Origin of the sequence: Methanohalophilus sp., assembly GCF_030156785.1 — an archaeon.
Classification (GTDB): domain Archaea; phylum Halobacteriota; class Methanosarcinia; order Methanosarcinales; family Methanosarcinaceae; genus Methanohalophilus.
In genome coordinates this window covers 21,106-34,456 of sequence record NZ_JASGLW010000011.1, presented here as the reverse complement: position 1 = coordinate 34,456, position 13,351 = coordinate 21,106, and the positions used below count along the sequence as shown (strand labels likewise).

Below are 13,351 nucleotides of genomic sequence, written 5' to 3'. Positions count from 1 at the left end.
CTGAATTAGCCGACATTTTCACCAAATCCGGGAATAGCTGGCCGATGATCATTTAATCCCCGTCCTCCAGTATCCAATATCACAACGGCACATACCTCACCTTCTTTCCCTCAATTTCATCCTCGCCGAACTCATTAGACGTGATTATGAGACCTTCTTTCATCCTGAAGTTCTTCATGCCGGCGAGCAGACCGTTAATTTCGCGTTTTTTTGTATCGGGGTCGGACAGATCGTAGCAAACCTGTATCAGTTGGGTTGGTTCAAGCCCTTTCTTTGTGACGAAATCGACCTCATGACCTTTTTGGTTCTGCCAGTAGTAGATCTCCTGACCCAACTGCAGGAGCCGGATAAAAACCATGTTCTCATATAGTCTGCCGGTATCAGAGGAGAGCTTGAAGGATACAGCATTCTTCATCCAGCGATTGGTTTATTTATGAAAGGTGCATTAAACTGCCATGATTGCCATGTCCGATAATCCAATGACCATTGCAGAAAAAATTTTTTCAAAGGCTTCCGGCAACGATGTTAAGGCGGGTGATTTTGTCCTTGCGAACATCGATCTTGCCATGACCCATGATATCACAGGGCCTCTGGCCGTGGATGGCTTTTATGAAATTATGAAGGATAAAGAAGAGTCAAAAGTCTGGGACCCTTCAAAAATTGTTATTATCTTTGATCACCAGGTTCCTGCAGATTCACTGAATGCAGCAGCAAACCACATCAAACTCAGGAAGTTTGCTTCTGAGCAGGGCATCAAGAACTATGATATTTATGAAGGGGTTTGCCATCAGGTAATTCCTGAAAAGGGTCACGTAAAACCCGGTGACCTTGTGGTAGGTTCTGACTCACACACATGTGCCTATGGTTCACTTGGTGCATTCTCAACAGGGGTCGGCTCAACAGATATGGCTGCAGTATTGGCCTCAGGAAAACTCTGGTTTAAGGTTCCACAAACTATTCGTTTTGAAGTGAGCGGAAAGCTACAGAAGAGGGTTTATTCCAAAGATCTGATCCTCTATCTCATTGGTGATGTGGGGGCGGAGGGTGCCAGATACATGGCAGCCGAATATGCAGGACCCACAGTATCCTCCCTTAGCATCTCCGAAAGGATGACAATGTCGAACATGGCCATTGAAATGGGCGGAAAAGCTGGTATCATTGAACAGGATGAAGTTACGGAGAAATATCTTCAGGAAAGGATTCCCGGATTCAAACTCGATCCACAATGGACACCAGATGAAGGTGCCTCCTATCATGACATTCGTCAGTACGATGTGTCAGGTCTTGAACCACAGGTTGCATGTCCGCACAACGTTGACAACGTAAAGCCAATTTCTGAAGTGGAAGGCACAAAAGTTGATCAGGTGTTTGTAGGTTCATGTACCAACGGTCGCTTTGAGGATATAGAGATACTTGCACAGCTCATGGGTAACGAACCGGTAGCTTCTGGTGTGAGGCTGCTTGTGATTCCTGCTTCAAGAGCTGAATATATGAAAGCTCTGAAAGCGGGTTATGTGGAACAGCTGGTAGAAGCAGGTGCTATTGTAGAATCTCCATGCTGTGGTCCATGTATGGGTGGTTCCTTCGGACTGCTGGGTGACGGCGAAGTGGGTCTCGCAACTTCCAATCGTAATTTCCGTGGAAGGGAAGGAAGCCCCGAGTCATTTGTATATCTTGGATCTCCTGCAACGGCGGCAGCTGCTGCGCTTTATGGTGAGATTACGGATCCAAGAAAAATTTAAAAGCAACCAAAAAAGATATATTTATCATTGAATATCTCACGATCAGACGTTGGCTAGAAAGCTAAGGGTCTACCGTCATATTGGTTTTCTGTCAACGTCAACAAGTTATTTTTTATATGTTATTAACAATCCAGAAAGTTTGTCCAGATGCATCAACGGCAACAACAGCGTATACCTGCCACTTCCGTGGCGGTTACTTCAAAGTGCAGCGAAACCACTCATAGAGCAAATTTGGTTTTGATTTTATATAATGGTGCACAAAAAGGAAAACAATAATATTTATGATGCCCGTTAGCCATCTTAAGTCTAAGGAGAATTTTTTATGGAAAGCAAGTTATCTGTGCTGGAAGACGTTTATGACACAATTGAAGATCGAAAATCAAATACAGTTGAAGGTTCTTATGTTTGCTCCTTGTTCCAGCACCGAAAAGGTATGGACAAAATACTGGAAAAAGTAGGTGAAGAAGCCTTTGAAACTGTTCTTGCCGTGAAAAATGGTGACAAGGATAGGATCATTGCCGAATCAAGTGATTTACTCTTCCATCTGCTTGTAATGCTTTCAGCAAACGACATTTCCCTTGAGGAAATTGCTGAGGAATTTAAACGCAGACGTCACTAATCAGTATACTATAAGTTCATGGAGTACATCTGTCCGTGAAAGAATTCCTTTTGGGACTCCATCGATTGTGACCACCAGCCTGCCGATTTCATGCTCATTGAACATCTTGACGGCATCGATAAGTGAAGCCTCGCCATCAATCGTGATCAGATCTTCAGACATTATATCCTTTACCTTAAGGTCAATTTTACCGTTTGCAAGTGCCTCTCCAATATCTGTAAATGTGACTATTCCTACGATTTTTCCCCCATCTTCCACAGTTGCACCATGGATATTGTTATGAACGAGTACTTTTGCAGCTTCCTGTATTGATGAGTTGAGGTTTACGGTGATAGGTTTGTGGGTAATATACTGTTTTACGGTTTTTTTAGGTAGGGATACCATTTCAGTTATTGAGAACAAAAGGGCATTCTCGGAATCATCTCTTCCTACAATGTCTCCCCTGACAATCAAACGATTAACAGGGGTTGGGCCCACCTGTATCTGATCCCCGGTCTGGAAATCACGTATGTTGCCGATTACCCGTATTTTACCACTGCACATTTTTGGATGCCGCACGGTTGTAAAACTGATTTCAGAGGCAGTTGTGCCTTCTACAATCTCTCCATTGAGGTATAAGGGTACAACAGCTTCATGATCCATTGCAGTCATATTGAGAGCTTCATATGCATCTCCCGTGGCCCGATAACCTCCTTTTGGTCCGGGAACTCCTTCCACCAATCCAAGCATTTTCAGGGATTGCATCTGGTTCCGGACGGTTCCAGGGTTCCGATCAATAAGCTCTGCTATCTCTTCACCTTTAACTGCACCGTCTTTTTGTCTCTGTAAATTGATAACAGCAATGAGTATTTCTTTTTGGATAGGTGTAAGTTCCATTCGATCACCCTATTCTTATTGGAAATGTCAGTGGTAATGGTATAAGTAATTAGCTCTGGCAATACTATTATATAACAATATATAACATTATCACGTTTTACATGTGCGGAAGGTTACAATACAATGATTTTTGAAAAAATAAATACTGTCCCTACATCCGATGAATTACTGGATAAAGCTTTCAGGAGAGCTAGCCGTGCAATGGCAGGTAAGCAGGTAAGTGGCAGGGAGTCACTTCTAAAAGCAAACGAATCCATGATGCTGACAGCAGCAAACATACTTTCTGATAACTTGGGGAATATAGTCCGCCGTTTTCCGAGTTTTGAACACCTGTCACCTTTCTATTATGATGTGGTTGACGTTATAGCAGGTGTTGATGATCTCAGGCAGTCCCTTTCAAGAATCGGATGGGCATCTTCCAAAATCCATGAAATATCCCGCCAGCATGTGCAGAAAATCCGGAAAAGCGAATCCCCACAGCAGATTCGTAAACAGGCTTTTGGCAGGATGGCTTCTATCATGGGATCAATTGAAGATGATCTCCTTTATCTTAATGATGTCCGCAATAAGCTACGCAAACTCCCGGATGTGAGGGATGAGCCAACTATAGTAGTCGCAGGTTACCCGAATGTTGGGAAGTCAAGCTTTGTATCCTCGATTACCGGGGCACGACCTGAAATTGCATCATACCCCTTTACAACCAAAGGTGTATCAATAGGGCATTTCATACGTGACGGCGTGAGGTATCAGGTACTTGATACTCCAGGATTACTTGACAGGCCAATGGCAGACAGGAATGAAGCGGAGATGCAGGCGATAGCAGCCCTGAAGCACCTCGATGCCATTGTGTTCTTTATCCTTGACCCAAGTGAATACTGTGGCTATGAAATGAAGGATCAGTTGAGGTTGATGTATGAAATAAAAGAAAATTTTCCTCTTCCAATGCTGGTAGGTGCCAATAAAAAAGATCTGAACAACATTAAGTCCGAAGCAGATGTTCAGATGTCTACCATGACAGGTGAAGGGGTTGATAATGCAGTTGACATGCTTATCAAAATGTTAAACGAAAAGGTTATAAAAGAACCTCTTGCATGATGGCCAGCGCTTTTTTGATGTTCTCCTTTGAAGTTGCATACGAAATCCGTATATGGCCACTACCATTTTCTCCAAAGGCTTCACCGGGAACAACAATAACTCCTTCTGAAATAAGTTTTTCTGCTGTACCTGATTCAGCTTCCGGAAATGCATAGAATGCACCATCAGGCTTTGTGCATTTCATTCCAAGTTTGCCCAGGCCCCAAAGTAGCAGGTCTCTTCTTTTCCTGAATTCTTCTTTCATTTCCATTATAGGATCCATTGGGCCCTCGATGGCGGCAAGGGCTGCTTTTTGTGATATGGAGGTTGCACATGCCTGGACATATTGGTGAATTTTCAACATCTGTTGTGTGATTTCAGGTGAAGCAGCCACATATCCCAGTCTCCAGCCAGTCATCGAATAGGTTTTGGATACTGCATTGACTGTGATAACATTGTCAGAATATATAGCAGGGCTTACATGCTCTCCTTCGTAGATGAAGTGCTCATACACTTCGTCTGAGATAAGCATTATGTTGTTATCATCTGCAATTTCTGCAAATGCTTTCATATCGCTTTTTGATTGGACTGCACCGGTAGGATTTGCAGGTGAATTAATTATGAGCGCTTTGGTATTTGGTGAAATCATTTCATTAACGGTTTCCGGGTCCATGCAAAGCTTTTCATTAAGAGGAATGCCTGTTATGTACCCGCCCATAATTTCAGTTAAAGCTTTGTAAGAAACAAACCCGGGGTCGGCTATGAGAACCTCGTCTCCTGTATTTACAAATGCACCAAGGGCAAGCTCAAGAGCCTCAGAAGCTCCGGATGTTACGATAATATTATCAGGAGAAACTTCAATTGAATTTTCCTCCCAGAATTTGTGGCTCAATGCTTCTCTTAATTCAGGTATTCCGGGTCCTGCGGTGTAACCGGTAAATCCCTCTTCAATTGCCTGTATTGCAGCTTTTTTTATGTGTTCGGGGGTATCAAAATCCGGTTGGCCTATGCCGAGGTTGATAGCATTTGGGCCAGCACCCTCAAACATTTTTCTGATTCCAGATATGTCAATTTCTTGAACTCTTTCTGCAAAGGTGCTTACCATATTCATCATCTCATTCAAGCTTTGCATGGCGGGATTTAAGATCTGCCTCGGATGCACCGGTGATGTATATAAGTTCTGCAACCAAAGCATCAAGGAATACGAGAGATGTGATTTCAAAAGAAGTGCCAAGAGGTGTCAGGAGAGTGTAATCTCCTTTCATATGCCTCTCGAGGTATCCACCACTGTCATTTTTTGTGCGGCCTGCAATTTCTGTTACGGTGTCAGATATCCGACCAAGGGTGGAGTCCTTGTTGGATGTAACAGTCAGAAGTGTTGCACCAATTTCTTTTGCAATGGCCCCAAGGTCAGCTATGGAGCGTGTTTCTCCTGATCCGGATATCGCAATCACAAGATCTCCCTTGTGTACTGCAGGTGTGGTAGATTCCCCTACAACATATGAAGTGAATCCAAGGTGCATGAGTCTCATTGCAAATGCTTTTCCAACAAGCCCAGACCTTCCTGCTCCCATCACAAAAATGGCCTTGGCATCAAGAATGTTCTTTATTGCCTGCTTGATACTTTCCTCATCCAGTCCGTTTGCCACATCAAGCAGGTGATTGGCCATAAGTTTCATGGATGATTTTAGATGTTCACACGCATCACAAGATTTTTTTTGTATCATGTAATTTCCTCAAGTTTACTTATCCTTGCCGCTGTTTTCCTTGTAATTTATTTCCTTAATATTCCAGCCATTGATATCCTTGAGCTGTTCGGATAATTTTGTGATGTCCGAATCATCCCCGGTCCAGTATACATCCATGTTCATATCACTGGTTTTGAGTTTTTGCAGGATGTGTTCAGCAAGGTGGAATAAAGCCTTATTGTTATTAAATGAAATCTGGAACGTTGCTCTGTACCCTTGACTGCATTTTGCATATGAGACTAGGGTATATCCATAGCTTTCATATTCTGTAATTTTTTCAAATGGACAGACAATATCCATTTCATGGACTGCCGTGCGATCTACTGATGAAATACCAATCAGGACTTTTCCTACCACAACTTCAGGCGTTTGCCTACCGAACCAGATAGATATTTTTCCATAGCTACAGACTACATTAACGTCATCCCTGCCCATTTCAAAAGATGATAGAGATTGTGAGGCAGGAACTGTTTTTTCTAGTGGTTCAGTTTCCTCCATAGGTATCCGTCATTTACTTTGTCGCAGATACAAGTGCAGTGATCATGTCCCTGTCTTTACGGAGGGTTTTGATCTTGTTTGCAGGTCCGATTACGGTCAGGCGTGTTTTAGGTTGCTTTTTGAAAAGCTTACCCATCAGTGAAGTATCCTCGTGTGCCGGATACGTTTCCATTTCAATACCTGCAAAGTCATCAGGGTCAATAAGTGTCATGGTCATTTCTATGAGGTTTGCTTCTTCCTGCGGGGTGAGACCCCTTTCAAGCACAAGGATTTTTCCACTTTTAACTTCATCCAGAATAAACCTGATTTTTTCAACAGTGGTCATTCTGGAAAGCCTGTCTTCTGACAAAAGATCCATTTGAATGCCCTGCATATGATCACCCGAACCTCTTTGCTATCTCTTCATAGAGAGTATCAATATTATTCCCTTCAAGTGCAGAAATCGCCACGAGTGGGTGCTGTGGGAACGCATCTCTTATTGTGGAGGGGTTTGCTTCCGGCAAATCAATCTTGTTAGCCACAATCAATAATGGAAGGCTGCGGGCTTCCATATTTCCTATGACAGTTACATTTACCTGTGTAAATGGGTCCTCAGTAGCGTCCATAACAAGGATTACACCGTCCAGATTTTCCAGCCATTTGACCGCTTCAATCACGCCCTCAGTTGCTTCCTTTGCACGCCTCTTTGAATCTGCTTCATTCATCCCCTGTTCCATAAACTCATGGAAATCGATTTTAGTTGCAAGGCCTGGTGTATCGATAATGTCCAGTGTAAGGGAATTGCCGTTAGCCTGTATTGTGACACCTTCTCTTCTTCGGGCTCGGCGGGTTTCATGGGCGATACTTGATACGGAGCCCATTGCATCTCCGGTCCAGTCCCTGAGGATACGGTTTGCAAGAGTGGTCTTGCCGGCATTTGGCGGACCATATATTCCTATCCGTGCATTTTTCTTGTTGAAAAGCTTACGGAAAAATCCGGAAAAATTCCTTTTTAATGATCTTATTACACCCAATTTATATCCTCCATTTTGATGTGGAGATAGCCATTGATGAAGACATTATTATTCTATAAATAATCGTTGTTGATGTTCAATTATCCCCAGCTTTTGTAGCAATTGCCATGTTAATGGCAGTTTCTGCAATGTTGGCTCCATAATCCGCAGTACGCTCAATACTGTCTACCACGCTTCCCAATCCAATTGCCATTTCCATGTTGTCCAGTTTCAGAAAACTGGCGTTTAAAGTATCGATTTTTGTTTTAAAGTGTCCCATCTCGTTAAGCACCTTGTTTGCTAATTTAACGTCAGCCCCATATAATGCTTCGATACCGTTTTCAACAATTATCCTCGATTCAGTGCTGGCTTCCTCAAGCGATGTCATCAAATCCTCAGGAACGGGAGCATCCAGCCTTTTGGCAACAGAAGCGATTCTTTGTGCGTGGTCTGCTATACGCTCAAGGGATGTAGCTACTACCCTGAAGTCGTGGTATTCGTCCACTGATGTTTCTCTCATGTCTGCAAGGCGAGTGCCCCTGAAGAGGGATCTGAATTGCTTTGAAATTAATAAAAAGAGCCTGTCCACTTCGTCGTCCCTTAACATAACATCGAGCGCAAGGTCTTTTTCAGCATTTTTGAGGGATGAAATTGCGTCTTTTAGCATAGAGTTGGATATAAGGAACATCCTTCGAATACTTTTTTTAATGGAAACTTCTTCAGGATTTAGCAGGTCTTGAATAAGTACGCTTTTTGAAGTTTCCTCAATAATTTCGGGGCCTATTAGTTTGTGGCATACGTCACGTATTACCTTTTTTTGCTCAGCCAAAATGCGACTTGATTTTAATTCAATTATGTCATATCCTGCAACATAAGCTGCAATAAGATTCCGGACAAGTGCTGCACCTCTTTGGTTGCTTATGTCCATTTTCATTTTTTTTGGTTGGGAAGATCTTTCAAGTGCTGTAATATTAAGACTGCCGTCCGGCTGGTTATTTATAGCTACCCTTGAACCTGCCTGTATGCCGGCATTAACAGCCCATTGTTTGGGCAGGGAAATTATGTACGTGGAACCGCCTGTTTGCTGAACCTTTCTTGTTTCGATGTATATCCCTCATCCAATTATTCTATATATCGATATATAGAATGTGCAATGATATATATGTTCATCGAAAAGAACGACTTATCATTCGTGGATATGGAATCCATATTTTCCTACAAGCGGTACAAAAATAACTCCTCCACAGTCCCTTTCTTCGATGGAACCATCGAGTTGCTTTCTGATTAGCAACAGACGCTGCATATATTTCCCCACAGGTATCACCATAATACCGCCTTCCCGGAGTTGTTCAACAAGGGGTTCTGGAATAGATGGTGCCGCAGATGTTACACAAATACGATCGTATGGTGCATGTTCTTTATATCCCATAGTTCCGTCTGCAACAATTACCGTAACGTTATCGTATCCCGCTTTCAGAAGGTTTTCCTTTGCAAATTTTCCCAATGCTGGAATTCTTTCGATTGAGTATATTTTTCCTTCCGGTCCAGTCAATTCTGCCATGACGGCAGCGTTATATCCAGAACCTGCGCCGATTTCAAGAATAATGTCTCCCTTTTTGATTTCAAGAAGATCGCACATGATAGCAACCATATGAGGTGCAGATATTGTTTGCTTGTTTCCAATCGGCAGTGGCGAATCGCAATAAGCAGCACTCTGGAGCTTTTTGGGTATAAAGAGATCTCTTGGTACTCTGTTCATTGCCTCAAGTACTTTTTCCCCAATACCCTGTTCGCGAAGTGAATCAATCAGTCTCTGGCGCTCCTCTTCATACTCCATGCAGTTCTTCCATCTCCCCATTTCTTGTTGGCAGGTCTTGCAAAAATTCTCTTGATATATTTTGCTTCAACCTTTTTTCCCCTACTATACAGAAACTGCCCATCTCGGATCTTTATGTGCGTTATCCGGAAGTTTTCACCGCCGACCCTGACGTCAAGTCCAATTTCAAATTCCTGATCTCCCGGAACACTTAGTGTCTGGGATACAGTACGACCCCCGCGCTGTATTGCAACTTTGACTATTACCTGATCTATAGCCCTTGCCCACAAGGTGTCTATAGAAGATACCATCGCTTCTTCAACCCTCTTTCCCATAGCCTCGATGGATGTTATGATAGCAGGGCATACTTCACCGCTTTTTTCATCCTCGAGCATTATTTCCTCGCCCACAAACCTCATGTCATCTTCTTCAAAAGGAACGTGGAATGTGAATGATTCATCTTCACGGCTGATTATTGCACGCAGCAATTTCATCTTTGGTTTTTTCTCTTCAAAAGGATGAATATCACCACAATTGCTGCATTTTGCCAGTGGATTCTGTCCTTGCTTAATTATTTTGTGCCATGTCGGCTCATTCGGAGAGCATGCCGGGCACTTAACTTCAATTTCCTGACTCATTATGATCAAAAATAGGTTATAAGGCATATATTTACTTGCTGCCTCTGTTGTTGTATGCATGTGCTGCGATGAATTCCCTCAATAGCTTTGCCCCGAGGATTGCAGTCTGTCCATTATCGAAAAGAGGTGATATTTCCACTACATCAAAACCAATTGCATAAGGGGCAAAACCCCGTATCAGATCTCTTACCTGCATGGATTGTAAGCCAAATGGTTCCGGTGTTCCAAGCCCCGGCGCGTATGCGGGATCAAGTGCATCCATATCTATGGAAAGGTAGATTTTTTCGGTGTCCATATATTCCATTGTTTCCCTGACAATATCTTCAGGACCGGTTTCTAAAACATCTTCAGGGGTATAATATCTGATACCTTTTTCTTTAGCTAATTTCCATTCTTCCAGTGGTCCGCTGCGAACGCCGATGCTCACATAATTATCCGTAACTTCTTCAATGATATGCCTTGAAACACATGCATGGCTGTATTTTTCACCTTCAAACTCATCTCGGAAATCAAGATGCGCATCAAGAACCACAACTCCAATATCTTCTGTATCCTTTGCACATGCCTTTATGCAGGAAAGGGATAATGAGTGCTCACCACCCATCATTATTGGGATCTTCTCATCCTTTACAATTTCCCGCACATCATAATAGAGATCGCGCAGAGTATCTTCTACGTTTGCATAAATTTCAAGATTCCCGGCGTCGTGGATGGGAAGTTCTGCCAGATCAATTCCAAAAAAGTGGTTATAGCTTTCAAAGTTTTCCGATGCTTTTCTCATGGCATCGGGCGCATGCCTGCTTCCGGCCCTGTAGGATGAAGTGCGGTCAAAGGGAACACCAAATATCACATATTGGGCATCCCTGTAGTCCGCCAGAGCATCCATCATTAAAGGCTGGTAAAACATATGTTATCTAAGATCAATTCTCATCTTGCCAAGGGAAGTAATGTAGCTAATATCCTCTCCTTCCTTGACCCTGTCCTTGTATTCATCAGGAATTTTCAATTCAAATGTGGAATAGTCACCCATGTCCATTAACTGAGCAACATCTCCTGAGATAGAAAGTACCTGTGCAGTTTTTCTCTCGACTATTGGTACATAGATTTTGGAAGATACGGAACTGACAATGGAGCGCTTCTGATTGTCAAAGAGTCCAATTGCATCAATACGTGCTTTTGCAGAACCATGCTTTCCGGGTTTGGATTTTGAAATGCTCTTGATTACACAGGGTTCGTCATCGATAATTACGTATTTGCCTTCCTTGAGTTCTTTCACTTCAACCTGCTGTTTCATGTAACATACTCCTTTTGGGAATAATAATCGGTTAATTAATTGTTGGGAATAACAGTTGTCCCTATATCAAGTTAACGAAATAACGGAATCTATATTATATGTAGTTTATGAATTGCGGATTTCAAAGTCCTGAGCTTTTTCACGATCTACAGCCATCTTTTTCCATTTCAATCAGCTTTCTTTTAAGATCCGTACCCCCAAAGGCATAGTTCCCGATGCCATCTTTTCTCACAACCCTGTGGCAGGGTATCAGCAGAGGATATGGATTTTTTCTTAGTGCTGTTCCCACTGCCCTTGCAGCCCCATGGTTTCCAATTGCTTCTGCAAGTTCGGAATATGTAAGGGTTTTACCATAGGGGATCAGGCGTGTGAATTGCAGAACACGTCTTTCAAAATCAGAAAGTTCTGAGAGATCCAGTTCATATCCTGAAAAATCAACCTATTCGCCTGCAAAATAACGCAGTATGTCCTTGCAGATTTCAGAAATGTTCAAGGATTTCGTTTGAAGACCTCCTCTTCAATTTCTTTCCTTCGTCTTTTCATGAGTGCCCAGCCTGCTGCATGGTATACAATTATAGCCAGAATCACAATACTGATTGCTGCAATATACGGCCATGTTCTGTTGAGAAGTATGGGATTGAGGTTATCCCTCTGCTCATAAGTGGGATACATTATATCTCGCTTATTAGAGCTGTGCCCAAGGCCAAGTGCATGACCCAGTTCATGTTTGGCCAGCTCCTGCATGTTTGCATCACCATACTGGACCCACGAATAGCCCTGATAATTTCCGACTTCAAGCACGATATCCACATGAAGGAATCTGTCTCCTGCAAATGTCGGGGCTGCATATCCTGCAACACCTTCAGACGCTCCTTCCATTCCCTCGAGGTTTTCTATCCAGCGGATGTAAATGTCTGCATTTCGGTCATCCACTATCTGAAAAACAGGTGTGTAGAACAGTTTTCCATTTCCGCCCTGTTCCCAGTATTCAAGAGCAATCTCTACTTGCTCTCGGTATGTCGGGCTGTAATGTTCTGGAACATTTGCCTCGTCTATGAACACGGTGATTGGGTTATGATCCCAAGGCTGCTTTGAAAGGTACTCTATGTCCTGTGCTGCAGCAGGTTGCAGAAATACTATCAGGATTGCTATAAGGATCACAGTTTTTGAAATGTGCATTTTGTATCTGCTCTGCATATATCTGTTCTTTTAGTAAAATGTTAACGGGCATGGATTCAAAACAGTTTTATATAAGTAGACAATTTTTTATAATTGAATGGTTTGCGTAAGGTTTTTGCTGTATTTTTTCCTGCTGCTGGGGATCGCTTTTTCCGGCTGTATCAGTCCTTTTGATTCAGGAATCCCAAACAGTACCGATACTGTTGTTAGGGTGGTGGATGGTGATACTTTTGTGATCTCTTCAGGTGAGAAAGTCCGTCTCATAGGAATTGATACTCCTGAGGTCGATGAACCTTATTATAGTGAAGCAACATACGCTCTTTCAGAACTTGTAATGGGAAAGCAAGTCCTGCTTGAAGGCGATACAAGCAACCGGGACAAGTATGGAAGACTCTTGCGATATGTCTGGGTCGATGGAGTTCTTGTAAATGAACAGCTTGTCCGGGATGGATTTGCGGAAGCAAAGGCCTATGAACCGGATGTTAAATACCAGCATCGGTTTGAGAATGCGGAAGAGTATGCAAAGCAAAACAGGCTGGGAATATGGGGAATTAAAACAAACCTGATCGGTGAGGTTGTTGATTATCTGGATGCAGGCCGCTATGTGGGGGAAACAAAAATCGTCGAAGGATTTGTGGTAAGCACTTCAAAGGTTGAGGACAAAGGAATTATCTTCCTCAATTTCCATGACCCGTATGAAGGGTATTTTTCGGTGGTTATCTGGTCGGATGACTGGGATAAGTTCCCGGATTCTCCTGATTCCATGTATTATGGAAAGAAAGTTCGGGTAACAGGGCTTATACAGGAGTATTCAGGGAGTCCCGAGATTATTGTAAACGAGCCTTCGCAGATTGAAATAGTGGAATAAAAGGTGT

Annotated in this window: 18 protein-coding genes; 4 read left to right on the top strand and 14 right to left on the bottom strand. The window is 42.8% G+C overall.

Going from position 1 to position 13,351, the window contains the following annotated elements; genetic code table 11:
• Positions 1-79 precede the first annotated feature (79 nt).
• Positions 80-415, bottom strand: a complete 336-nt coding sequence (locus PWQ49_RS07080) for a DUF4143 domain-containing protein (RefSeq protein WP_300609372.1) — start codon at positions 413-415, stop codon at positions 80-82.
• Positions 416-455: 40 nt separating this feature from the next.
• Between PWQ49_RS07080 and PWQ49_RS07075 the strand changes: the two genes are divergently transcribed.
• Entirely contained in the window at positions 456-1,742 is a 1,287-nt protein-coding gene (locus tag PWQ49_RS07075; protein WP_300609370.1) for a 3-isopropylmalate dehydratase large subunit, read from the top strand.
• A 322-nt stretch (positions 1,743-2,064) separates the two neighbouring features.
• Positions 2,065-2,361 (top strand): phosphoribosyl-ATP diphosphatase, encoded by a 297-nt coding sequence (gene hisE / locus PWQ49_RS07070; RefSeq protein ID WP_300609368.1) that lies wholly within the window; start codon positions 2,065-2,067, stop codon positions 2,359-2,361.
• On the opposite strand, the gene PWQ49_RS07065 is transcribed toward hisE, so the two are convergent.
• Positions 2,362-3,237 carry a CBS domain-containing protein gene (locus PWQ49_RS07065; protein WP_300609366.1) on the bottom strand — a complete coding sequence of 292 codons (876 nt, stop codon included), beginning with the start codon at positions 3,235-3,237 and terminating at the stop codon, positions 2,362-2,364.
• Between the two features lie 123 nt (positions 3,238-3,360).
• Here PWQ49_RS07065 and PWQ49_RS07060 point away from each other — a divergent pair, with 123 nt between their 5' ends.
• Positions 3,361-4,332, top strand: coding sequence for a GTPase (locus tag PWQ49_RS07060; protein WP_300609364.1), 972 nt, complete (start codon positions 3,361-3,363; stop codon positions 4,330-4,332).
• Here PWQ49_RS07060 and PWQ49_RS07055 read toward each other — a convergent pair.
• From PWQ49_RS07055 to PWQ49_RS07000, 12 genes are all read right to left on the bottom strand, one after another.
• Positions 4,310-5,416 carry a pyridoxal phosphate-dependent aminotransferase gene (locus tag PWQ49_RS07055; protein WP_300609361.1) on the bottom strand — a complete coding sequence of 369 codons (1,107 nt, stop codon included), beginning with the start codon at positions 5,414-5,416 and terminating at the stop codon, positions 4,310-4,312. The genes PWQ49_RS07060 and PWQ49_RS07055 overlap by 23 nt on opposite strands.
• A 10-nt stretch (positions 5,417-5,426) precedes the next feature.
• The gene (gene hxlB, locus PWQ49_RS07050; protein WP_300609359.1) at positions 5,427-6,038 is read right to left on the bottom strand and encodes a 6-phospho-3-hexuloisomerase; all 612 of its coding nucleotides are present in this window, start codon (positions 6,036-6,038) and stop codon (positions 5,427-5,429) included.
• Between the two features lie 15 nt (positions 6,039-6,053).
• Positions 6,054-6,557 (bottom strand): hypothetical protein, encoded by a 504-nt coding sequence (locus tag PWQ49_RS07045; protein ID WP_300609357.1) that lies wholly within the window; start codon positions 6,555-6,557, stop codon positions 6,054-6,056.
• A 13-nt stretch (positions 6,558-6,570) separates the two neighbouring features.
• Positions 6,571-6,930, bottom strand: a complete 360-nt coding sequence (locus tag PWQ49_RS07040; protein WP_300609355.1) for a DUF2073 domain-containing protein — start codon at positions 6,928-6,930, stop codon at positions 6,571-6,573.
• Between the two features lie 4 nt (positions 6,931-6,934).
• The gene (locus PWQ49_RS07035; protein ID WP_300609353.1) at positions 6,935-7,570 is read right to left on the bottom strand and encodes an Era-like GTP-binding protein; all 636 of its coding nucleotides are present in this window, start codon (positions 7,568-7,570) and stop codon (positions 6,935-6,937) included.
• Positions 7,571-7,646: 76 nt separating this feature from the next.
• Positions 7,647-8,483 carry a phosphate uptake regulator PhoU gene (locus PWQ49_RS07030; RefSeq protein WP_300609351.1) on the bottom strand — a complete coding sequence of 279 codons (837 nt, stop codon included), beginning with the start codon at positions 8,481-8,483 and terminating at the stop codon, positions 7,647-7,649.
• A 252-nt stretch (positions 8,484-8,735) separates the two neighbouring features.
• A complete protein-coding gene (locus tag PWQ49_RS07025; protein ID WP_300609349.1) occupies positions 8,736-9,386 on the bottom strand; it encodes a protein-L-isoaspartate O-methyltransferase in 651 nt (216 codons plus the stop codon).
• The gene (locus PWQ49_RS07020) at positions 9,356-10,003 is read right to left on the bottom strand and encodes an HVO_0476 family zinc finger protein (protein ID WP_300609347.1); all 648 of its coding nucleotides are present in this window, start codon (positions 10,001-10,003) and stop codon (positions 9,356-9,358) included. Before PWQ49_RS07020 ends, PWQ49_RS07025 begins: the two co-directional genes overlap by 31 nt.
• Before the next feature lie 31 nt (positions 10,004-10,034).
• On the bottom strand, positions 10,035-10,910 hold the full coding sequence (gene speB, locus PWQ49_RS07015) for an agmatinase (protein ID WP_300609345.1): 876 nt from the start codon (positions 10,908-10,910) through the stop codon (positions 10,035-10,037).
• Positions 10,911-10,913: 3 nt separating this feature from the next.
• The gene (locus tag PWQ49_RS07010) at positions 10,914-11,297 is read right to left on the bottom strand and encodes a translation initiation factor IF-5A (protein WP_300609343.1); all 384 of its coding nucleotides are present in this window, start codon (positions 11,295-11,297) and stop codon (positions 10,914-10,916) included.
• Positions 11,298-11,436: 139 nt separating this feature from the next.
• Positions 11,437-11,715, bottom strand: coding sequence for an MGMT family protein (locus PWQ49_RS07005; protein WP_300609433.1), 279 nt, complete (start codon positions 11,713-11,715; stop codon positions 11,437-11,439).
• 71 nt (positions 11,716-11,786) lie between these two features.
• Positions 11,787-12,494: a matrixin family metalloprotease gene (locus PWQ49_RS07000; RefSeq protein ID WP_300609341.1), complete on the bottom strand. Its 708-nt coding sequence runs from the start codon at positions 12,492-12,494 to the stop codon at positions 11,787-11,789.
• A gap of 79 nt (positions 12,495-12,573) precedes the next feature.
• Between PWQ49_RS07000 and PWQ49_RS06995 the strand changes: the two genes are divergently transcribed.
• Positions 12,574-13,344 carry a thermonuclease family protein gene (locus PWQ49_RS06995; protein ID WP_300609339.1) on the top strand — a complete coding sequence of 257 codons (771 nt, stop codon included), beginning with the start codon at positions 12,574-12,576 and terminating at the stop codon, positions 13,342-13,344.
• Positions 13,345-13,351 lie beyond the last annotated feature (7 nt).

Bases quoted from the DNA above. Each gene is read 5' to 3' on its own strand.
- PWQ49_RS07080 (WP_300609372.1), bottom strand. From the start codon at position 415: ATGAAGAATGCTGTATCCTTCAAGCTCTCCTCTGATACCGGCAGACTA.
- PWQ49_RS07075 (WP_300609370.1), top strand. From the start codon at position 456: ATGATTGCCATGTCCGATAATCCAATGACCATTGCAGAAAAAATTTTT.
- hisE (WP_300609368.1), top strand. From the start codon at position 2,065: ATGGAAAGCAAGTTATCTGTGCTGGAAGACGTTTATGACACAATTGAA.
- PWQ49_RS07065 (WP_300609366.1), bottom strand. From the start codon at position 3,237: ATGGAACTTACACCTATCCAAAAAGAAATACTCATTGCTGTTATCAAT.
- PWQ49_RS07060 (WP_300609364.1), top strand. From the start codon at position 3,361: ATGATTTTTGAAAAAATAAATACTGTCCCTACATCCGATGAATTACTG.
- PWQ49_RS07055 (WP_300609361.1), bottom strand. From the start codon at position 5,416: ATGGTAAGCACCTTTGCAGAAAGAGTTCAAGAAATTGACATATCTGGA.
- hxlB (WP_300609359.1), bottom strand. From the start codon at position 6,038: ATGATACAAAAAAAATCTTGTGATGCGTGTGAACATCTAAAATCATCC.
- PWQ49_RS07045 (WP_300609357.1), bottom strand. From the start codon at position 6,557: ATGGAGGAAACTGAACCACTAGAAAAAACAGTTCCTGCCTCACAATCT.
- PWQ49_RS07040 (WP_300609355.1), bottom strand. From the start codon at position 6,930: ATGCAGGGCATTCAAATGGATCTTTTGTCAGAAGACAGGCTTTCCAGA.
- PWQ49_RS07030 (WP_300609351.1), bottom strand. From the start codon at position 8,483: ATGAAAATGGACATAAGCAACCAAAGAGGTGCAGCACTTGTCCGGAAT.
- PWQ49_RS07025 (WP_300609349.1), bottom strand. From the start codon at position 9,386: ATGGAGTATGAAGAGGAGCGCCAGAGACTGATTGATTCACTTCGCGAA.
- PWQ49_RS07020 (WP_300609347.1), bottom strand. From the start codon at position 10,003: ATGAGTCAGGAAATTGAAGTTAAGTGCCCGGCATGCTCTCCGAATGAG.
- speB (WP_300609345.1), bottom strand. From the start codon at position 10,910: ATGTTTTACCAGCCTTTAATGATGGATGCTCTGGCGGACTACAGGGAT.
- PWQ49_RS07010 (WP_300609343.1), bottom strand. From the start codon at position 11,297: ATGAAACAGCAGGTTGAAGTGAAAGAACTCAAGGAAGGCAAATACGTA.
- PWQ49_RS07000 (WP_300609341.1), bottom strand. From the start codon at position 12,494: ATGCAGAGCAGATACAAAATGCACATTTCAAAAACTGTGATCCTTATA.
- PWQ49_RS06995 (WP_300609339.1), top strand. From the start codon at position 12,574: ATGGTTTGCGTAAGGTTTTTGCTGTATTTTTTCCTGCTGCTGGGGATC.